Source organism: Pseudomonas sp. Irchel s3b5, assembly GCF_900187435.1.
Taxonomy (GTDB): Bacteria; Pseudomonadota; Gammaproteobacteria; order Pseudomonadales; family Pseudomonadaceae; genus Aquipseudomonas.
The window spans coordinates 114,512-135,174 of sequence record NZ_FYDY01000003.1; the positions used below are offsets into that span (position 1 = coordinate 114,512).

19 protein-coding genes are annotated in these 20,663 nt (G+C 59.4%); 11 read left to right on the plus strand and 8 right to left on the minus strand.

Annotation, left to right across the window (positions count from 1 at the left end):
* Positions 1 to 98: 98 nt before the first annotated feature.
* Both CKW15_RS04425 and desA read right to left on the minus strand, forming a co-directional pair.
* Positions 99 to 1,088, minus strand: coding sequence for a sensor domain-containing diguanylate cyclase (locus CKW15_RS04425; protein WP_095151706.1), 990 nt, complete (start codon positions 1,086 to 1,088; stop codon positions 99 to 101).
* Between the two features lie 220 nt (positions 1,089 to 1,308).
* Positions 1,309 to 2,493, minus strand: a complete 1,185-nt coding sequence (desA, locus tag CKW15_RS04430) for a delta-9 fatty acid desaturase DesA (RefSeq protein WP_095060573.1) — start codon at positions 2,491 to 2,493, stop codon at positions 1,309 to 1,311.
* A gap of 146 nt (positions 2,494 to 2,639) precedes the next feature.
* Between desA and dibA the strand changes: the two genes are divergently transcribed.
* The 6 genes from dibA (at position 2,640) to CKW15_RS04460 (ending at position 8,886) form a co-directional block, all read left to right on the plus strand.
* Positions 2,640 to 4,559, plus strand: coding sequence for a phosphodiesterase DibA (gene dibA / locus CKW15_RS04435; RefSeq protein ID WP_095151707.1), 1,920 nt, complete (start codon positions 2,640 to 2,642; stop codon positions 4,557 to 4,559).
* A gap of 223 nt (positions 4,560 to 4,782) precedes the next feature.
* On the plus strand, positions 4,783 to 4,965 hold the full coding sequence (gene oscA, locus CKW15_RS04440; protein ID WP_095060577.1) for a sulfur starvation response protein OscA: 183 nt from the start codon (positions 4,783 to 4,785) through the stop codon (positions 4,963 to 4,965).
* Positions 4,966 to 5,108: 143 nt separating this feature from the next.
* On the plus strand, positions 5,109 to 6,122 hold the full coding sequence (locus CKW15_RS04445) for a sulfate ABC transporter substrate-binding protein (protein WP_095060579.1): 1,014 nt from the start codon (positions 5,109 to 5,111) through the stop codon (positions 6,120 to 6,122).
* A 69-nt stretch (positions 6,123 to 6,191) separates the two neighbouring features.
* Entirely contained in the window at positions 6,192 to 7,010 is an 819-nt protein-coding gene (gene cysT, locus CKW15_RS04450) for a sulfate ABC transporter permease subunit CysT (RefSeq protein ID WP_095060581.1), read from the plus strand.
* A 13-nt stretch (positions 7,011 to 7,023) separates the two neighbouring features.
* Complete coding sequence (gene cysW, locus CKW15_RS04455; RefSeq protein WP_095060583.1) at positions 7,024 to 7,893, plus strand: sulfate ABC transporter permease subunit CysW; 870 nt, start codon at positions 7,024 to 7,026, stop codon at positions 7,891 to 7,893.
* Between the two features lie 3 nt (positions 7,894 to 7,896).
* Complete coding sequence (locus tag CKW15_RS04460; RefSeq protein ID WP_095060585.1) at positions 7,897 to 8,886, plus strand: sulfate/molybdate ABC transporter ATP-binding protein; 990 nt, start codon at positions 7,897 to 7,899, stop codon at positions 8,884 to 8,886.
* A gap of 106 nt (positions 8,887 to 8,992) precedes the next feature.
* Here the strand turns inward: CKW15_RS04460 and CKW15_RS04465 are convergent, their stop codons facing one another.
* Positions 8,993 to 9,517 (minus strand): DUF962 domain-containing protein, encoded by a 525-nt coding sequence (locus tag CKW15_RS04465; protein WP_095060587.1) that lies wholly within the window; start codon positions 9,515 to 9,517, stop codon positions 8,993 to 8,995.
* 84 nt (positions 9,518 to 9,601) lie between these two features.
* Here CKW15_RS04465 and CKW15_RS04470 point away from each other — a divergent pair, with 84 nt between their 5' ends.
* From CKW15_RS04470 to CKW15_RS04480, 3 genes are all read left to right on the plus strand, one after another.
* A complete protein-coding gene (locus CKW15_RS04470; RefSeq protein WP_095151708.1) occupies positions 9,602 to 10,291 on the plus strand; it encodes a Crp/Fnr family transcriptional regulator in 690 nt (229 codons plus the stop codon).
* Positions 10,292 to 10,405: 114 nt separating this feature from the next.
* Positions 10,406 to 10,654, plus strand: coding sequence for a helix-turn-helix domain-containing protein (locus CKW15_RS04475; protein WP_095060602.1), 249 nt, complete (start codon positions 10,406 to 10,408; stop codon positions 10,652 to 10,654).
* Positions 10,647 to 11,879, plus strand: coding sequence for a type II toxin-antitoxin system HipA family toxin (locus tag CKW15_RS04480; RefSeq protein WP_095151709.1), 1,233 nt, complete (start codon positions 10,647 to 10,649; stop codon positions 11,877 to 11,879). The genes CKW15_RS04475 and CKW15_RS04480 overlap by 8 nt, the downstream gene beginning before the upstream one ends.
* On the opposite strand, the gene CKW15_RS04485 is transcribed toward CKW15_RS04480, so the two are convergent.
* On the minus strand, positions 11,880 to 12,884 hold the full coding sequence (locus tag CKW15_RS04485; RefSeq protein ID WP_095151710.1) for an AraC family transcriptional regulator: 1,005 nt from the start codon (positions 12,882 to 12,884) through the stop codon (positions 11,880 to 11,882).
* Between the two features lie 100 nt (positions 12,885 to 12,984).
* Here CKW15_RS04485 and CKW15_RS04490 point away from each other — a divergent pair, with 100 nt between their 5' ends.
* Positions 12,985 to 14,058 (plus strand): fatty acid desaturase, encoded by a 1,074-nt coding sequence (locus CKW15_RS04490; RefSeq protein ID WP_095151711.1) that lies wholly within the window; start codon positions 12,985 to 12,987, stop codon positions 14,056 to 14,058.
* A gap of 117 nt (positions 14,059 to 14,175) precedes the next feature.
* On the opposite strand, the gene CKW15_RS04495 is transcribed toward CKW15_RS04490, so the two are convergent.
* The 3 genes from CKW15_RS04495 to CKW15_RS04505 are packed head-to-tail and all read right to left on the minus strand — an operon-like array spanning position 14,176 to position 18,212.
* Complete coding sequence (locus CKW15_RS04495) at positions 14,176 to 15,786, minus strand: arylsulfatase (RefSeq protein ID WP_095151712.1); 1,611 nt, start codon at positions 15,784 to 15,786, stop codon at positions 14,176 to 14,178.
* A gap of 15 nt (positions 15,787 to 15,801) precedes the next feature.
* Positions 15,802 to 16,617: an ABC transporter ATP-binding protein gene (locus CKW15_RS04500; RefSeq protein ID WP_095060598.1), complete on the minus strand. Its 816-nt coding sequence runs from the start codon at positions 16,615 to 16,617 to the stop codon at positions 15,802 to 15,804.
* On the minus strand, positions 16,614 to 18,212 hold the full coding sequence (locus CKW15_RS04505; protein ID WP_095060600.1) for an ABC transporter permease: 1,599 nt from the start codon (positions 18,210 to 18,212) through the stop codon (positions 16,614 to 16,616). Before CKW15_RS04505 ends, CKW15_RS04500 begins: the two co-directional genes overlap by 4 nt.
* Before the next feature lie 373 nt (positions 18,213 to 18,585).
* On the opposite strand from CKW15_RS04505, the gene CKW15_RS04510 reads away from it, so the two are divergent.
* On the plus strand, positions 18,586 to 19,599 hold the full coding sequence (locus tag CKW15_RS04510; protein ID WP_095058189.1) for an ABC transporter substrate-binding protein: 1,014 nt from the start codon (positions 18,586 to 18,588) through the stop codon (positions 19,597 to 19,599).
* A 121-nt stretch (positions 19,600 to 19,720) separates the two neighbouring features.
* On the opposite strand, the gene CKW15_RS04515 is transcribed toward CKW15_RS04510, so the two are convergent.
* On the minus strand, positions 19,721 to 20,641 hold the full coding sequence (locus tag CKW15_RS04515) for a LysR family transcriptional regulator (protein WP_095058190.1): 921 nt from the start codon (positions 20,639 to 20,641) through the stop codon (positions 19,721 to 19,723).
* Between the last annotated feature and the right edge of the window lie 22 nt (positions 20,642 to 20,663).

Genomic DNA, 20,663 nt, shown 5'->3' on the forward strand with positions numbered 1-20,663 from the left:
CCCGTTCGGTTGCGGAGCAGCCGTAAAACCAGCAAATGCGATTGTTCTGAAAATACCGGATCGCTCCCTCGCCACAGGTGTGAATCTTCAAAAAACAGTCAGGCCGTGACAATCCGGTTCTTGCCCTCATGCTTGGCCTGATACATCGCGGCATCGGCACGGGCAAACAGGCTCTCCACGTTCTCATCCTCGGCAATGAGGCTGGTCAGACCCTGACTCACGGTAATGCCGAATGTCTGGCCCTCATGACTGAAGCTCAATCCCTGAATCTCCCGTTGCAGGCGTTCGGCGACGTGCAGGGCCATCTGAGGCGTGCAGCCGGGAAACACCGCAGCAAACTCCTCCCCGCCAATGCGCCCGAACAAATCGCCACGCCGCAGGGCTGCACGGCCACTCTCGGCAATGCGTTGCAGCACGTTGTCGCCTTGCTGATGGCCGTAGGTGTCGTTGATCGTTTTGAAGTCATCGATGTCGAGCATCAGAAACGACAAGGGTTCGCCCTGTTGCCGTGCGTGCTCGAACGCTCGGTGGGCGCACTCGAAGAAGTGCCGGCGGTTGCTGCTTTGGGTCAGGTCGTCGGTGGTCGCCAGTCGATGCAGCTCGGCTTCCATCTGCTTCTTGTCGGTGATGTCTTCGGCGATGCCGACGATGATCACCGGTTGCCCGGGTTCCGGCTGGCGATTGATGAAGCATTTGTCGCTTATCCAGCGGACCTGGCCGTCGGGGGCGACAATTCGATATTCGCGATCTTCGACAGCGCCCCTGACCAGAACATCGGCCAGGCTGCGTTCTGCATAGTCCAGGTCATCGGGGTGGATGCTGTCGCGCCATTGATTGCTGTCGGCCAGCAGCAGATCGGCCGAGCGCCCCACGATCCGCTCGTAAGCGGGGCTGACATACAGCACCTGGCGGGTTTCCCAGTCAAACGCCCAAAGTACCGCGTTGACGCTCACCATCAGCGTACTGAACAGCTGCTCACGTTCGTTCAGGCGTGCGACTTCACCTTCGGCATGCATCAATGCCATGAGGGTTTGCGCAGCCTCGGGCCATTGCGAGGGGGATGGGTCTTTCAGGTTGTTTTTGACCATCGACACAAATCTCAAAGGACGTGCGCCGCTTGAGGTTCGACAGCGGCTACAACGAAGCCCGCCTGGAGGGCGAAGTGTTTTTGAGATAGGGGATTTGAAGCGAAGTTCCCGCTTGTTGTGGCGAGGGAGCTGGCTCCCGCCGGGCGGTACTGATGGCGGTTTCAGTCAGGTCGCAAACCAATGTGGGAGCGAGCAGGCTCGCTCCCACAGGTTTTTTGGCTCAGACAGCAGCAGGGCGCAGGGAGTAGGTTTTCAACTGGTCGGCAAAGTCACGCAGGGATTGAATCCCGCTGGCTTCTGCCTCGTGAATCCATTCCTTGATGGCGGCCAGCATGTCGTGACCATTTGAGCTGGTCTTGACCCAGATCTGCTGCAAGGCCAGGCGTTTCTCGTAAATTACCGTCAGTGCCTGGCTGTGTTCGAGCATGTTCTGAATGCGCGCATGGTGTTTGTCATCCAGCAGGCTGGTTTCACGCGAGAGCAGGCGTTTGGCCCGGCGGAACTGGTGACGGACCGAGTGATCGACCTTTTCCAGCTCTTGCTTGACCAGTGGGCCGATCACCAATTTGCGGTACTGGGCCATGATCTGGAAGCGGTTGTTGAGGATCGCCATCGCGGTGTCCATGTCCAGGTTGCCCTTGCCTTCGACGCGGTGGGCAATCGGCGCGACCCGCTGGACCTTGGCCAGACGCAGGAAGCTGAACACTTGAATCCAGGCCCAGCCCAGGTCGAATTCCCACTTCTTCACCGACAGTTTTGCCGAGTTAGGGTAGGTGTGATGGTTGTTATGCAGTTCTTCACCGCCAATCAGGATGCCCCACGGCACCAGGTTGGTCGCGGCGTCGCGGCATTCGAAGTTGCGATAGCCAACGGCATGGCCCAGGCCATTGACCACGCCGGCGGCCCACACCGGGATCCACATCATCTGGATGGCCCAGATGGTGATGCCGATGGTGCCGAACAACAACAGGTCGATAACGCCCATGATGGCGATGCCCAGCAGCGGAAAGCGGCTGTAGAGGTTGCGTTCGATCCAGTCTTCGGGGCAGTTCTTGCCGTAGATGCGCAGGGTCTCGGGGTTTTCCGCTTCGGCGCGGTACAACTCGGCGCCTTTGCGCAGGACCGTGGACAAACCCTTGATGACCGGGCTGTGCGGGTCATCGACGGTTTCGCACTTTGCGTGATGCTTGCGGTGGATGGCCGTCCACTCGCGGGTGTTCTGCGCCGTGGTCAGCCACAGCCAGAAACGGAAAAAGTGCTTCAGGCCGGCATTCAGCTCAAGGGAGCGATGGGCTGAGTAACGATGCAGATAAACCGTGACGGCAATGATCGTGACGTGGGTCATCAGCAGGGTGACTGCCACCAGTGACCAGGGCGACAAGCCAAGAAAACCTTCGTACCACATAGGCTGTAGGGCCCTCGATAAAGAAAAAACAGCCGTTGCATTATCACTAAGCCCACAGAGAAAACCAGTCGCCCTTTCAGATAAGAGTGGCTGGATGTGTCTTTAAACTATAATTCCAACCTTTTTGTAGGGACATGGATCGCCTAATGTCTGTCACCTATCGCGATGCTCTGCGTGCAGCGCTGCTTTATCTAGTGTTTTCTGCTGCCTGGCTGCTGCTGAGTGGCTATTTATTGAACAATTTCTTCGATGATTCTCTCGAGCGTCTGCGATGGCAACTGATCAACGGTTACGTTTGGGTGCTGCTCAGCGCCGGCTTGATCTTTATCGCCCGGGCGCGGCTGCTCCGCTGTCTGGGCATCGGCGCCAAGCTGCGTGAGCGTAACGCTGATCGCGAGCGTCTGCGCCAGGCTGCTGCGGTGTTCGATTGCACGCGCGAAGGGGTGTTGGTCACCAACCTCGAAGGCTTGATCGTCCACGTGAACCGGGCATTCATCGACATCACCGGTTACCACTGCAAGGACGTGCTGGGTCAAAGGCCCAGTCTGTTCAAGTCGGGGCGGCATCCCCCTACTTTTTATCAGGCCATGTTTGCCGCACTCCACAGCGTCGGAGAGTGGAGCGGGGAAATCTGGAACCGGCGCAAGAGCGGCGAGATTTACCCGCAATGGCAGACGATTCGCCTGACTCACGACGACGAAGGTCGCCCCAGTCATTACGTGGCGGTGTTTTCCGACATCAGTGCAATCAAGAAATCCGAGCACGAACTGATGCACCTGGCGCACCACGACCCGCTGACTGACTTGCCAAACCGTCTGCTGTTCACCGACCGCGCCGAACAGGCCTTGGCGTCGGCGCAGGTTCACAAGCGCGGCTGTGCGCTGCTGATGATCGATCTGGATCATTTCAAAATGATCAACGACAGCCTCGGGCATACCATCGGCGATCAATTGCTCAAGGCCGTGGCCGAGCGCCTGAGCGCCATGTTCGGTCCGGGCATTACCCTGGCGCGGCTGGGCGGTGACGAGTTCGCCGTGCTCGCCGAAAGTTGTCCGCAACTGGTTCAGGCCGCCGCGCTGGCTCAGCGAATCATCGATGGGCTCAAGAAGCCGTTCGTTATCGATCGCCATCAGTTGTTTATCAATACCAGCATCGGCATCAGTCTGTTTCCCGGCGATGCGCTGAGCGTCGAGCAATTGTTACGCAACGCCGACTCGGCCTTGTTCAAGGCCAAGAGCGCCGGCCGCAACGGCTATGCCCTGTACACCGAAGAGCTGACGGCCCACGCTCAGCAGCGGGTCGAAATCGCTTTCGAGCTGCGTCGCGCCCTGGACCAGCAGGAGCTGCGGGTGTATTACCAGCCGGTTCACGACCTCAAGACTTCTCGCCTGATTGGCGTCGAGGCGCTGGTGCGATGGGAGCATCCGCAGCGGGGTTTGGTGTCGCCGGCGGAATTCATTCCCGTCGCCGAGCGTACTGGTTTGATTGCCGAAATCGATGCCTGGGTCATGGGGCAGGCGTGTCGGCAGATGTGTCAGTGGCATCAGGACGGAGTGGCGTTGTCGTTTGTGGCGGTCAACGTTTCGTCGCGCCTGTTCGCCCGCCGCGAGCTGTACCAGCAGGTGGCGCAAGTGCTGCATGAAACCGGACTGGATCCGGCGTATCTGGAGCTGGAAGTCACCGAAAGCGCGGTGATGGAGGACCCGGAAGTCGCGCTGGAGCAGATGCATCGCCTGCGCGAGTTGGGTGTGCGCCTGGCCATCGATGATTTCGGCACCGGTTATTCGTCACTGTTGCGACTCAAGCGTTTGCCGGTGCAGAAGCTGAAAATTGACCAGGGCTTCGTGGCCGGATTGCCATGGGACGAGGATGACGCGGCCATTTCGCGGGTGATCGTCGCCCTGGCCCAGAGCATGGGCATGCAAGTGCATGCCGAGGGGATCGAACAGGTTGAGCAAGCGGCTTTCCTGCTTGAGCACAGTTGCGATCTAGGGCAAGGCTACTGGTTTGGGCGGCCGGTGCCGGCAGGGCAGTTGAATTGGACGCATGCGCCGATCATCGCCTGACTTACAAAATCCCTGTGGGAGCGAGTGTGCTTCCACAGGTTTTTTGTGTGCTTGAAAGTGGGCGGTTCATCTCAAGTCCTTGTCCCGTCAAACAATGTTTTTTGGTTATATAAACATTCTTAAATAGTCTTTTTAAGAATATCCGCGCCTCTCTACTATTGGCTTCACGCCGCAAGCAGTGCCGCCACTGCCAGGCAAACCTCTCAGTTGAAGGAGCAGCCCCATGAGCGCATCCCTGCGTAGTGTCGACGGTCAAGACGAAACCACCATCCTGCGTGAAATCCAGAGTGCATTGCGCGACCTGCGCTTTGGCGCCGTGGAAATCACCGTGCATAACGCCCAGGTGGTGCAGATCGAGCGCAAAGAAAAATTCCGTCTGCAGCAGCCGGCCCACAAGCCGGGCTGAAGAAGTTCGCAGCCTGCGCCAGCTCCTGCAGAACACGCGATCACCTGCAGGAGCTGCCGAAGGCTGCGATCTTTGAACCGGCAACGCGATTCCAGAAATCCATAAAAAAAGCCAACAAACCAAGAATTCCAGGAGCTTTCACCATGTCGTCGATTCGTCATTTCGCTTTGGCCGCCCTGGCCAGCGCCCTTTTTGCCGGCTCCGCTGTTGCCAAGGACTACGAGCTGCTCAACGTCTCGTATGACCCGACCCGTGAGCTGTATCAGGACTACAACGCTGAGTTCATCAAGTCCTGGCAGAAGGATCATGCTGGCGACACGGTGAAGATCCAGCAGTCTCACGGCGGTTCGGGCAAGCAGGGCCGGGCGGTCATCGACGGCCTGCGTGCCGACGTCGTAACCCTGGCCCTGGCCGGTGACATCGACGAAATCGCCAAGCTCGGCAAAACCCTGCCGGCGGACTGGCAAAAACGCCTGCCGCAAGCGAGCACGCCGTACACCTCGACCATCGTGTTCCTGGTGCGCAAGGGCAATCCTAAAGGCATCAAGGACTGGGGCGATCTGGTCAAGAACGACGTCTCGGTGATCACCCCGAACCCGAAAACCTCCGGTGGCGCTCGCTGGAACTTCCTCGCGGCCTGGGCTTATGGCCTGAAAGCCAATGGCGGCGACGAGGCCAAGGCCAAGGAATACGTGCAGACCCTGTTCAAGCACGTGCCTGTGCTGGACACCGGTGCGCGTGGTTCGACCATCACTTTCGTCAACAACGGTCAGGGCGATGTATTGCTGGCCTGGGAAAACGAAGCCTTCCTGGCGCTGAAAGAAGAGGGCGGCGCCGAGAAGTTCGACATCGTCGTGCCTTCGCTGTCGATCCTCGCCGAGCCACCAGTGGCCGTGGTCGATAAAAACGCGGAGAAAAAGGGCAACACCGAGATCGCCGAGGCATACCTCAAGCACCTGTACAGCCCGGCTGGCCAGGAAATCGCGGCGAAAAACTTCTATCGTCCACGTGACAAGGATGTGGCCGCCAAGTACGCCCAGCAGTTCCCGAAACTGGAGCTGGTGAGCATCGACAAGGACTTCGGCGGGTGGAAAACCGCGCAGCCGAAATTCTTTAACGACGGCGGTGTGTTCGACCAGATCTACCAGGCGCAGTAATCTTAAATAGCCATCAACGAGCCCCGGATACGACTCCGGGGCTTATTGCGTTCTCAACCAAGGACTTTTATGTCGCGTCGTATCTCCCCCGTCATACCCGGCTTCGGGCTGACGCTGGGCTACACCTTGGTGTACCTCAGCCTGATTGTGCTCATACCCCTGGCGGCGATGTTCGTGCACGCCGCTCAACTTACCTGGGAACAGTTCTGGGCAATCATCTCGGCGCCCAGAGTGCTGGCGGCGTTGAAGCTCAGCTTCGGCACCGCCCTGTGTGCCGCGATCATCAACGGCATCATCGGCACGCTCCTGGCCTGGGTATTAGTGCGCTATACCTTCCCTGGACGAAAAGTGATCGATGCAATGATCGACTTGCCGTTCGCATTGCCCACTGCCGTCGCGGGTATCGCACTGACCGCGCTGTACACACCTACCGGTCTGGTCGGTCAATTCGCAGCGGATTTGGGTTTCAAGATTGCCTATGCCCCCTTGGGCATCACCCTTGCCCTCACTTTTGTGACACTTCCATTCGTAGTACGTACCGTACAGCCAGTATTGGCCGATATTCCCCGTGAAGTGGAAGAAGCGGCCGCGTGCCTCGGTGCCAAACCGTTGCAGGTATTCCGCCATATTCTGGTTCCGGCACTGCTTCCGGCGTGGCTGACAGGGTTCGCCCTGGCCTTTGCCCGCGGGGTCGGCGAGTACGGTTCGGTGATTTTCATCGCCGGCAACATGCCGATGAAAACCGAGATCCTGCCGCTGCTGATCATGGTCAAGCTCGACCAGTACGATTACACCGGCGCTACCTCCATTGGTGTACTGATGCTGGTGGTTTCTTTCATTCTGCTGCTGCTGATCAACTTGCTGCAGCGACGCATCGAAACCCCATAAGGAGGCGGCACCCATGTCCCAATCGTCTATTGCTGCCGCGTCCTCGAACGCTGCCCGTCGTGGCAGTGCAACGTCGCGGCGAGTCCTGATCGGTCTTGGCTGGCTGATTTTTGCGCTGTTCCTGTTGCTGCCGCTGTTCATCGTGGTGTCCCAGGGCCTGAAGCTCGGCCTCGGTGCGTTCTTTTCCGCGATCTTTGAACCGGATGCGTTGTCGGCACTGAAACTCACGGTGATTGCCGTACTGATCTCGGTGCCGCTGAACCTGGTGTTCGGTGTCAGCGCCGCGTGGTGCGTGAGCAAGTACTCGTTCCGCGGCAAGAGCATGCTGGTGACGCTGATCGATCTGCCGTTCTCGGTATCGCCGGTGATCGCGGGTCTGGTCTATGTGCTGATGTTCGGCGCCCAGGGTTTGTTCGGGCCTTGGTTGCAGGATCACGACATCCAGATCGTCTTCGCCCTGCCGGGCATTGTGCTGGCGACGATTTTCGTCACCGTGCCGTTCGTGGCCCGTGAACTGATCCCGCTGATGCAGGAACAAGGCACCCAGGAAGAGGAGGCCGCGCGCCTGCTCGGCGCCAACGGTTGGCAGATGTTCTGGCACGTCACCGTACCCAACATCAAATGGGGTCTGATCTATGGCGTGGTGCTGTGTACCGCGCGGGCCATGGGTGAATTCGGTGCGGTGTCGGTGGTGTCCGGGCACATTCGCGGGGTGACCAACACCTTGCCGCTGCACGTCGAGATCCTCTACAACGAATACAACCACGTGGCCGCGTTCGCCGTGGCGAGCCTGTTGCTGATCCTGGCGCTCTTCATCCTGCTGCTCAAGCAGTGGAGCGAAAACCGTATTAACCGCCTGCGCGCCAGCGCCGCGGAGGAATAATTCATGTCGATCGAAGTGCGTAACGTCAGCAAGAATTTCAACGCGTTCAAGGCGCTGGACAACATCAGCCTGGACATCCAGAGCGGCGAACTCGTCGCGTTGCTCGGCCCGTCCGGTTGCGGCAAGACCACGCTGTTGCGGATCATCGCCGGCCTGGAAACCCCGGATCAGGGCAACATCGTGTTCCACGGTGAAGACGTCTCCGGCCACGACGTGCGTGATCGCAACGTCGGTTTCGTGTTCCAGCACTACGCCCTGTTCCGCCACATGACGGTGTTCGACAACGTCGCGTTCGGCCTGCGCATGAAACCGAAAAACCAGCGCCCGAGCGAAAGCCAGATCGCCACCAAAGTGCACGAACTGTTGAACATGGTGCAGCTGGACTGGTTGTCGGATCGCTACCCGGAACAGCTCTCCGGTGGTCAGCGTCAGCGCATTGCCCTGGCCCGAGCGCTGGCGGTTGAGCCTAAAGTGCTGTTGCTCGACGAACCTTTTGGCGCCCTCGACGCCAAGGTCCGTAAAGAGCTGCGCCGCTGGTTGGCGCGCCTGCACGAAGACATCAACCTGACCTCGGTGTTCGTGACCCACGACCAGGAAGAAGCCATGGAAGTGGCCGACCGCATCGTGGTGATGAACAAGGGCGTGATCGAGCAGATCGGCTCACCGGGCGACGTCTACGAAAACCCGGCCAGCGATTTCGTCTATCACTTCCTCGGCGACTCCAATCGCCTGCATCTGGGTGGTGACGATCACGTGTTGTTCCGTCCGCATGAAGTGTCGCTGTCGCGGCATGAGCTGGAAGATCACCACGCCGCTGAAGTGCGTGATATTCGACCGCTGGGGGCGACGACGCGGGTGACGTTGAAGGTCGAAGGTCAAAGCGATCTGATCGAAGCCGAAGTGGTCAAGGATCACGACAGTCTGGTGGGGTTGGCGAAGGGCGAGACGTTGTTCTTCAAGCCGAAGGTCTGGCAGAAGGTTGCCAACATCTGACTCTGGTCGAAGGAAACCCTGTAGGAGCTGGCTTGCCAGCGATCAATGACAACGCGGTGTGTTAGATGCACCGCTATCGCCGGCAAGCCGGCTCCTACAGATCCGTTCAGGCCGCCGCATTTTTGCGACTGACCCGAACACCCCCTGCCCGCGCCTCGATCTGCTCTTTCAGCTCATGCCGCATCCCCAGCATGAACGCCAGTTCGGCCACCACAAACAACGGCCCGACAATCAACCCCGTCACGTCATCGACGAACGCCGGTTTGCGTCCTTCGTAATGATGGCCGACAAACTGAATCGCCCAGCCAATCACAAACATCGCCACACCGCTGCTCAGCCACACCAGCGTGCTTTGCTGTGCAAGCACATGGCCGGTCCACACGGACAACCCGAGCAACACTGTCATCAGCACGCCCAGGCGCAACTCCAGCCGCAGGTAAAACCACGCCGACGCCAGCGCCACCAGCACCGCGGGCGAAATCCACACGCCACCCAGCGACCATTCCGGCCGGGACAGCAACACCGCGACGGCCACCACGATCAGGGGAATACCAATGAAGTGCGTGGCAATGTTGCGCGGGTCGCGGTGGTACGCGGCGTATTGACTGAGGTGGTCGACGAGGCTTTTCATTGTTGTTCTCCTGTAGGGTGATGAGATCATGCCCCGGCGCCACGTTGCGCTCTGTCAGCCAGGCGACAATCTCTAGGAGTTTTCATGGATATGCAGGACTGGCGTCCACGCCTGATGCGCGGTCAGTGGTTCAGTCAATTGCCTGTTTCCCTACAGGATAGTCTGCTGTCGGCCACCAAGGTACGACGCCTGACGCCGGGCCAGCGGCTGTTCAAACGCGGCGATCCACCCTGCGGCCTGTATGCGGTGCTGGAGGGGGCGGTACGCATCGGCGCCGTGAACGAGCAAGGCAAAGAGGCGCTGCTGAGCCTGGTGGAAGCGCCGCACTGGTTCGGTGAAATCGGTTTGTTCGATGGTCAGCCACGGACCCACGACGCATTTGGCGTGGGCCAATGCACCTTGTTGCACATCCCGCAAAACGTCCTGCTGGCCTTGCTCGACCAACAGCCGCTGCACTGGCGGCCACTGGCGCTGCTGATGAGCCATAAGCTGCGCCTGACATTCATCAACCTCGAACAACTGAGCCTGATGCCAGCCCCGACCCGGCTGGCGCACCGCTTGCTGATGATCGCCGCAGGCTACGGCGGCGAAATCGACGAACCGCGTCGCATCCTGCAACTGCCGCAGGAACAGCTTGCCGCCATGTTGTCGCTGTCGCGCCAGACCACCAACCAGATCCTCAAGGATTTGCAGGGCCAGGGGATCATCGGGCTGAGTTACGGCGAAATTGAAATCCTTGATGCCGGGCGGTTGCGGGTGTTGGCGATGGTTTGATGCCTGATAACGCGTCAGAAAATGTAGCTGGACTTCAATCATGATCTGCACTAAATACAATGCATAATTGTCTTTTTTATAAAATATGCACTGTATACGATGCATGGTGGTGAAATGGAAAACCTTGGCAAGCTGATCCGAACGTTACGCAAGGAGAGAAAACTCTCCCAGCAGGCATTGGCACAGCAATACGGAATGAGCCGGGCAACGATCTCCGGCATCGAAAACAACACCCTCCCCGAAATTGGCCTGCGCAAGGTCGAGGCGATCCTCAATGGTCTCGGTTATGAGCTGACGGCTGTGCCGCGACAGTCGAAGCGGCCGACGCTGGACACCCTGAAAAAGGTGGATTTCCATGGATGAGCCGCAGGAAAAGGATCGACTGGCGATCAGTGTTTCCAACAGTGCAGTGGGAATCCTTGGTCGCGGTCAGCTTCCTGTTGATACCGTGTTTGCTTACGCCGAAAACGCGTCAGAGCAAGACGCCGTCTCGTTGACCATGCCGGTGCGGCTGGAGAGTTACGCGTGGGAATCGGGCGTTCCACCGGTTTTTGAAATGAATCTGCCTGAAGGCGCCCTGCGTGATGAATTGACTCGTCGCTTCAGCAAGGCCGTCCGAGGGTTTGACGATTTTTCGATGCTTGCCATCGTCGGCCCGCACCAGCTCGGAAGGGTCGGCATTTCAAAAGCCCAGGGTCCGGGTGACCAGCCACCTGAAACCAGCCTGGCGGACCTTCTTGTGCATGATGGTGCGCAAGGTCTGTTCGAAGACCTCTTGCAGACCTATGGCCAGTATTCGGGGGTTTCCGGAGTGCAGCCGAAGGTACTGGTACGTGACAGCGCGTCAACCATCGATCGGCTGTCCCATCGGGGGGCCACGCATTTGGTCAAGGCCTTTCGTCCTGAGCAATACCCGGAGCTCGCTGCCAATGAATACTTCTGCATGCGGGCGGCGTTGCATTCGGGTCTTGAAGTGCCGAAGTTTGAACTCAGTGAGCATGGCAAGTTTTTGATCGTTGAACGCTTCGACCTGAATGAAAAAGGTTACCTGGGGTTCGAGGACTTTTGCGTGCTCAATGCGTGGCCATCAAAAGCCAAATACGATGGTTCATACGAAGGTGCGGCCAAGCAGATCAAGGCCTTTGTTTCTCCTCCTTTGCTCAATCAGGCATTGGAGTCGTTTTTCAAAATCGTCGCGCTTTCATCGGGTCTGAAGAATGGCGACGCGCACCTGAAGAACTTCGGTGTTTTGTACGAAGATTGCGGTGTCGATGCGGCAATCAGCCTGGCACCTGCCTACGACATCATCACTACGTCGGTCTACATCAAGGCCGATAGCATGGCGCTTCTATTGGGCGGATCGAAGGCGTGGCCGAAGTACAAGATGCTGATGCGGTTTGGCCGTTCCGCCTGCAATTTGACCGAGGGGCGTTGCAATGAATTGCTGCAACAGGTCATGCATGGGATGGCAGTGGCGATGGGCGAGATGGGCCAATACATAAAAACAAGCAGTGCCTTTTCCAAGGTTGGAGAGGCAATGCTGGAGCAGTGGAACGAGGGTATGACAAGCAGCCTGGTCAAAGGCTGATCACCGCAACCCATCCCGAAACTGCCCCGGCGTCATTCCCGTCCAGCGCTTGAAGGCGCGGCTGAAGCTGCTGGTGTCGGCAAATCCGAGCAAGTAACTGATCTCGCTCAGTGACACCTGCAGGTCACGCAGGTGCAGCAGCGCGAGGTTTTCGCGGCTTTCGTTGAGCAGGGTGTCGAACCGGCAGCCTTCGTCGGCCAGGTGCCGTTGCAGGCTGCGCAGGCTCAGGTGCAACGTCTGGGCGATGTGTTCGGCGCTGGGTTCGCCTTCGGGCAGTTGTTCTTCAATGGCATCGCGGACTTTGCGTTCCCACGTCAACGGTTTGAGTTGCGCGAGGGTACGCCTGAGCACGGTTTCGTTGTGCTCGGCCAGTTCCGGGTTGGCGTCGTCGAGGTGGCTGTCGAAGTCGGTGAGGGCGAACTCCAGTCGGTCCTCATCGGCGCCGAAGTGCACAGGCGAGCGAAAGACTTTATGCCATTGCTGTGCATCCGCAGGCTCCGGGCGGCGCAGGTACGTCGCCAGTGGCGCATAGTCGCGGCCGAGGCGATTGCGGCAGGTGCGCACGTAAATCGCCATGAACGCATCGATGGCTTCGAAGGCCGGCGGTGGATTACCGATCGGCATCTTCAGGCGAAAGTGGTAGCGATCCTCGGCCCGGCTCAGCTCCAACTCCAAAGCATCGCTGACCACCTGGTGATAACGCACGATCCGCTCGAACACTTCTCGCAGGCTGCCGCTGGCCACCAGCGCATAACCCAGCGCATGAAACGTGGTGGGGCTGACAAAACGGGAAACACGCAAACCAATCGCCGGATCACCGCTGACCTGCACCGCCAATTCCCACAGGCGCGTGGTGCCCGACAACGGGTAACGGGCGTTCGGGTCGTCCATCAACTGCGGGTCGAGCCCCGCTTGCTGGCACAGGCTGGTGCTGTCGAGGCCCAGGGCGTCGAGTTGCTTGCGCAAGGCGCGGGTCCAGCTGGCGAGGGAGGTCGGTTCAGTCATGCTGATTGGCGCTTCCAGTCAACAGGTTGGCGTTCTCGGCTACCGCGTTGCGAGGCTTCGCAAGGCAGGATGCAACCATCAATAACCAGAGGATGGAAGCATGGACGGTACTTCTGCAAGTCCCCAGCGACTGAATGCAGCTCAGCGATCAGCACATATTCGCCAAGTGGTGCTGGCCAGAGGGGTTGAGCTGCGTGAGCGTTACCCGATTCTCAAACATCAGGATGCCCTCGGTGCGGGCATTCTGGCCTTGGCGCTGACCGGCATGATCGGTTCGGCGGCGCTCTACATCACCGGGCACATGGCCTGGTGGGCGTGCCTGTTGCTCAACGCTTTTTTCGCGTCGTTGACCCATGAGCTGGAGCACGACCTGATTCACAGCATGTACTTCCGCAAACAGAAGGTGCCGCACAACCTGATGATGGGGTTGGTATGGCTGGCGCGACCGAGCACGATCAACCCGTGGATTCGCCGCCATCTGCACCTCAATCACCACAAGGTTTCCGGTACGGAAACCGACATGGAAGAGCGGGCGATCACCAACGGCGAGCCTTGGGGAGTCGCCCGTTTGTTGATGGTCGGTGACAACATGATGTCGTCGTTCATCCGCATGCTTCGCGCAAAAACATGGGCGCAAAAGTACAGCATCATTTACCGCACGCTGAAGGTCTACGCGCCGCTGGCGCTGGTGCATTGGGGCGCGTGGTACGTGTTTCTCGGTTTCCACGCCGCGAACGGCATCACGCATCTGATGGGCACGCCAATCGAATGGTCGGCGACCACGTTGTCAGTGATGCAGGTGATCGATATCGCGGCGGTGGTGATCATCGGCCCGAACGTGTTGCGCACGTTCTGCCTGCACTTCGTCAGCTCGAACATGCACTATTACGGCGACATCGAGCCGGGCAATGTGATGCAGCAATGCCAAGTGCTGAACGCATGGTGGTTGTGGCCGTTGCAGGCGTTCTGCTTCAACTTCGGCAGCAGCCATGGCATCCATCACTTTGTGGTGAAGGAACCGTTTTACATCCGCCAGTTGACCGTGCCGGTGGCGCACAAGGTGATGCGCGAGATGGGCGTGCGGTTTAATGATTTTGGGACGTTTGCGCGGGCGAACCGGTTTGTGCGCAGGGAAGAAGTACAGGGGCAGACTGTGGAGAGTGCGCGCGCTTGATGGCCGCATCGCTGGCAAGCCAGCGCCTACAGGGTTTGTCGGTGTGAATGCGATCGTCGTATCACATCGATCATTGTAGGAGCTGGCTTGCCAGCGATGGCGGTAGATCAGGCTGAGTCAATCCGGCTGAAACGGCGACTCGCTCAAGATCACCCCGGTCTCATCCACATACCGCTGCCAATGCTCGATCAGGGCACTGAGCTTTTCCGGCTGACTCAATGCCAAGTCATGAATTTCCCCCGGATCACTGTCCAGGTCATACAACTGCCAGGTCGCCGGCCCTACCGGTCCCGGGATGTAGACCGCCTTCCATTGCCCCTGCCGAATGGCCCGCCGCCCAAACAATTCCCACCCGGTGACGGTGTGCTCGTCATGCACCTGTGCGGTCTCGCCCGACAGGAACCCCAGCCACGATTTCCCGCGAACTTGCGCCACGGGTTTGCCGTGCCATTGCTTGCCAGGATGGCGCACACCGGCCAGGTCCAGAATGGTTGGCGTGATGTCCATCACCGTACCAAATCCATGGCTGATCTGGCCCTTGAGCGGCAGTTGCGGATAGTGCACCAGCGCCGGAACACGGATCCCGCCTTCGGTGGTGAAGGCCTTGAACAGCCGCGACGGTGCAGTGGCGACCTGCGCCCAGTTCGGCCCGTACCAGACGTAGGAATTGGCGCGGCCAATGTTGTCCAGGCTGTTGTCGTAATGCTGGTTGAGGTAGGTCAGCAATTGCGGGCCGAATTTCGGGAAAGCCTCCAGCAGCGCGCCTTCGGCACCGTTGTCGGACATGAACAGGATGAACGTGTTGTCCAGTTGACCTTGCTGGCGCAGGTAATCGACGACGCGCCCGATGTTCCAGTCCATGCGCTCGACCATCGCCGCGTAAACCTCCATGGCCCGGGCGGAAATCTGCCGCTGCTCATCGCTCAGGGCATCCCATTGCGCGGTCAGCTGGATCAGTGGATGTGGCTCTACGTCGGCCTCGATCAACCCCAGTTTCTTGAGTTTTTCCAGGCGCTCCAGGCGCAGCACTTCGGGGCCTGCGTCATAACGGCCCCGGTATTTTTCGACCACATCGGCCGGCGCCTGCAATGGCCAGTGCGGCGCGGAAAACGGCAGGTAGGCGAAGAACGGCCGAGTCTGGTCGCGCTCCTTGAGGTATTGCAGCAGCTTGTCGCCGAAGGCGTCGGAGGAATAGAAATCCTTCGGCAGTTCATCGATGAATTGGTCGTCTTCGATGTACAGCGCCGGGGTGGATTTCAGCAGGCGTGGCGTTGTTTCATCGTAGGTCGGTTCGAAGCCGTAATGGTTGGCGGCGCCGGGCAGCAGCGAAAACGAACGCTCGAATCCCCGGGCGTGAGGCGCCAGTTCTGCGGTCAGGCCCAGGTGCCATTTGCCGCTCATCAAGGTTTGGTAACCGGCCTCGCGCAACAGCTCGGGCAGGGCGACGACGCGGTCGTTCAGGTGCCCTTCGTAACCCGGTTTGCCGATCAGGTCCGGGGTCAGTGCTTCGGCCATGGTGCCGATGCCGGCGATGTGATGATCGGTGCCGGTCAGCAGCATCGAACGGGTCGGCGAGCAGGTTGGCGCGGTGTGAAAATCGGTCAGACGCAGGCCGTTATTGGCCAGGGCATCGAGGTTTGGTGTGTTGATCTCGCCACCGAAGGCACCGAGATCGGAAAAGCCCAGGTCATCGGCCAGAATCACCAGAAAGTTGGGACGTTGCGGCATCAAAAATTTCCTTTTTCAGTAGGCAATGAAAGACAGCGGCAGGTCGCGGACCTGCACCGGGATGGGCGGCTGGTAGTGATCGTCGCTGGTGAGTTCGTGCAGCAGTTCTTCGCGCAGTTGGTGGAAGTCGAAACTGCTGCGCTGGCGCGGATGGGGCAGGGCGATGTCGACCACTTGCTTGATCCGCCCCGGACGCGGCTCCATCACCACCACGCGGTCGGCGAGAAAGATCGCTTCCTCGACATCGTGGGTGACCAGGATGGTGGTGATTTTTGCCCGGGCGCGGATCGCCAACAGTTCGTCCTGCATCTGCTGGCGGGTCAGCGCATCGAGGGCGCCGAAGGGCTCGTCCAGCAGCAGAATCCGTGGGCTCGCCACCAGACCGCGAGCAATCGCCACGCGCTGGGCCATGCCGCCGGAGAGCTGATGCGGATAGGCGCGGGTGAAGTCGCTCAGGCCCACCAGGTCGATGAAATCATCGATGCGTTTTTTCTTTTGCGCGGCACTCAACGGCTCATTGACCAAACCCAGGCCGATGTTGTCGGCCACGCTCAGCCACGGGAACAACCGATGCTCCTGAAAGACGATGCCGCGTTCGCCGCCGATGCCGCTGACGGCTTTTCCGTCCACGGTGATCTGCCCGCGAAACTGCGTATCGAGGCCCACCAACAGCCGCAGCAAAGTGGATTTGCCGCAACCGCTGGAGCCGACGATGGCGACGAACTCGCCCTCGGCAATGTCCAGGTTGAATTCGCGAATGGCTTCCAGTTCGAAGCCGTCGACGTCGAAGGTTTTGCCCACGTGATTGAAACTGACAATCGGTGCGTTCATGCGTGTCTCCAGCGGGTGGCGCGGATTTCCAGGCGTTGGCCAATGAGGTTGAGCAGGGCGCCGGTTAGGCCCACCAGCAACATGCCGGCCATGATCAGGTCCATGCGCAGCAGTTGTTGAGCGCCGATCATCTGGCTGCCGATGCCGCCGTTGGATGGCATGAAGTATTCGGCGCCGATGGTGCCGAGCCAGGCGTAGATCAGGCTCAACCTGAGCCCGGCGAAAATCCCCGGCGCGCTGCCCGGTAGCACCAATCGGCGCAGACGTTGGCGCAGGTTCAGACGCAGCACCTGAGCGGCTTCGTTGAGTAGCGGTGAGAGGTTGGCGACGCTGCGTTGAGTGGCGATAAACAACGGGAAAAAAGCGGCAAGGGCGACGAACACCCACTTGGCCAATTCGCCGAGACCGAACCATGCGGTGAGCAACGGCACCCAGGCGAAAATCGCAATCTGCCGGATGGCGGCGAGGGTCGGGCCGAGCACGCGTTCACTGATGCGCGACAGTCCCAGCAGCAGTCCAAAGGCAAAGCCGAGCCCGCCACCGAGCAGTAATCCACCAAGGGTTCGGCCCAGGCTCAGGGCCATGCCACCGATCAACGTGCCGTCGAGCAAACCGCTCCAGGTGGTCTGCAGGACCGCCAGCGGGCTGACCAGAATGTTTGCATCGACCCACTGCTGATCCGAGGTCAATTGCCACAACGCCAACAGCGCCAGCGGCAGCAGCCACGGTTGCAGGCGTTGCCAGCCTTGATAACGCGGGCCGCGACGGATCTCGGCGGTGGCCGGGTGCGGCCAGTGCACCAGTTTCCTGTCCAGCAGGCCGATGCCACGGTCCATCGCCACGCCGATCACACCGATCACCACGATGCACACGAAGACAATGTCGAGCATGAAAAGCTGTCGCGCCCAGACCATCAGGTAGCCGATGCCTTCGCTTGAGGCGAGCAGTTCCACGGCGAGCAACGACGTCCAGCCCGCTGCCAACGCAAGTCGCACACCGGCCATGAATGCCGGCAAGGCCGCAGGCAGTACCAGTCGCCGGATCAGCAGTCGCGGCGGCAAGCGCAACACGGCGGCGGCCTCGCGCAGTTTCGGTTGCGCATCCCGCACGCCGACCAGCGTGTGCAAGGTCACCGGCACTACGATGGCCTTGATCAGTACCACCAGTTTCAGCACTTCGCCGATGCCGAAAAACACCATGAACAATGGAATCCAGGCCAGCGTCGGGACCTGCGCCAACCCGGCGAACGTCGGGAACACCAGGCGCTCCAATCGAGGACTGAAACCCAGCGCCGCACCCAGCACAGCGCCGGCGCTGATCCCGGCCAACAGCCCCCAGAACAAGCGTTGCAGGCTGATCCATAAATGGCTCCACAACTCGCCTTGGGACAACTCAACGGCGCTGCTCCAGACCAGTGACGGTGCGGGCAGGATCTGCTCGCTCATCCAATGATTTCGACTGGCCAACCACCACAGGCTGAACAGGGCGGTTGGCAACAACCATGGCAACAAACGTTGGCCCAGGCTCGGCCACGTTCGCTGGTGTTTGAGCGATGGCGCAGGCAGCGGCAGGCTGAGAAGAGAAACACGGGCCATGGGTGACCTCCGTTGTCGGGTGAAGATCAAAAGATCGCAGCCTTCGGCAGTCCTACAGCGATCGACACCCCCTCTGTAGGAGCTGCCGAAGGCTGCGATCTTGGCGATTTCGTTTTTGTTTAACGGTTATATAAATAATCTTATCAATGCTATTTGGAGATAAGAGAGCCCATTTATGGCTTGCCATTACGCTCGTATCCAATGCATTCGAAGAATATTTTTAATGCCGGTTACGCATACCTGGTCGAGAGGCCCGGAAGCATTGATATAGATCGTAATGATCTAAAAATGTGAATTATTAGTATTTTAGTGTGTGGTTCATATCAGCCTAGTTTCAGCTCCTCAACGCCCGTTGCCCCAAGGAGCTGCACCCATGAACCTTCCTTTCAAACGCGTTATCAGCCTTTTCGCCGCACCGGCCCTGGCGGGTTTACTGGCCTTCACGGCCAATGCCGGCGAACTCAAGGAAATCCGCATCGCCGTGCCGGACCTCAGCGCCGGTACCCAGCACAGCGGGGGTGGAGTCGTGGACGTTTTGCGAGATCAACAGATCTTCGAAAAGGCCTTCGCCGAACAGGGCATCAAGATTCAATGGAGCTTCTTCAAAGGCGCGGGACCGGTGATCAATGAGGCGTTCGCCAACGGCCAGGTCGATCTGGCGTACCTCGGTGATCTGGCGGCCATCATCGGCAAGTCCAATGGTCTGGACACCCGGTTGCTCAGTGCGACCGCTCGGGACGTGAAGCACTATCTGGGCGTGGTGCCGGGGTCGGGGATCAAGACCCTGCAAGACCTCAAAGGCAAACGTGTGGCGATTTTTCGTGGCACCGCCAGCCAGCTGTCGTTTGATGCGGCGCTGGCCAGTCAGGGCTTGAGCGAGAAAGACGTGAAAGTCATCAACCTCGATTTCAATGCAGCAGTCGCGGCACTGGCGGCGAAGCAGATCGATGCGTCCTGGAGCGGTTCGGGCCTGACGGCGCTGCAAGCCAAAGGCCTGGCGGAACTGCCGCTGAACACCAAGGACCTCGGCGGTGCCGGCAGTGTGCAGGCGGTTTTGTTGGGCACCGGGAAGTTTGTCGATGCACATCCTGAGGTCGTGGCGAAACTGCTCAAGGCTCAACAGCAAGCGGTGGAGTGGCTGACCCAGGACAGCAACAAGGATGCCTACATTCAGTTGGTCTCGGGATTGGCGAGTTATCCACCGGTCATTCTTTCTCAGGACTTGAAGGATCAGAAACTGAGCGAGGTTTTCCAGTCGTCGCTCGATCCGGTGTTCCTCGGCAAATTGCAGGATTCGGTGGATTTGGCTTCGCAGCAGAAGTTGATTCGCAAGCCGTTCAAGGTCAGTGATTGGGTGGCGCCGGAGCTGGCGGCGGCCAAGCTCTGAATCTTTAGCGCCCATTCGGCCGCTTTCGCTGGCAAGCCAGCTCCCACAGGTGTTTCTGGTGTTCACAAAATTTGCGCTCACTGGAGCTCCCTGTAGGAGCTGGCTTGCCAGCGATGAGGCCCTAAACCGCAACAGCCATCTGCTGCCGATCCACCGCCACCAACGTCTCAATCATCGCCCGCGCCGCCGGCGACAACCGGAACCCGGAGCGGCTGACGATCCCGCAACGCGCATTCATGCTCTCAATGTTCTGCGGCAGATTGCGCCAGTGCAGCAACACCAGTGAACCCTGGGCAATGTCCTCGACAAACGCCTCTTCGGTGCCCACGCCAATCGCATTCGATTGCAGCACGATTTTCACCAGTGCCGGGAAGTGCTCGGTCTCGATGCTCGGGGAAAAATCCACCCGCCCACTGAGGTTCGCCAGCAACTTGCGAATGCCCGGCGGGATCATCGTGGCCGCCAGCGGATAGTCGAACATGTCGTTGGTCGACAGGCTCTCCTTGGCCAGCAGCGGATGCCCCGGCCGGCAGAAAAACACCCCGCGCTTGGGCGTCAGTGCCTGGGTCTGGAAGTTCGGGTCGGACTCGAAATGGCGGATGTCGGCGATGAAGAATTCGATCTCCTCGCGGCTTAGGGCACGGCTGAGTTTTTCCCAGTTATCCACCTCAAAACAGGTGCGCACTTTCGGGTGTGCATTGATGAACTGCGCCACGGCATCCGGTACCAGTTTGACTGCCGGCGCCGGGCCGCAACCGAAGCGCAGTTCGCCGGCATCGAGCTTGGTCATCTGCGTCACTTCAGCGCTGAGCAGCGCCGCGCCTTGCACCAGGCTGCGGGCGTGTTGCAGCACCATCAAGCCTTCGGGCGTGGGTCGCAAATCCTTGTTGCCACGGTCCACCAGGACGCAGCCGAATTCGTGTTCAAGCCCTTGAATGGCGCGGCTGAAAGCGGGCTGTGTAATGCCCATGGCCTCGGCGGCCCGAACAAAACTGCGGTGTTCGTCGAGGGCGATGAAGTAACGCAACTGGCGAAGATCCATATGCTTTTCCGGCATCCTAAAA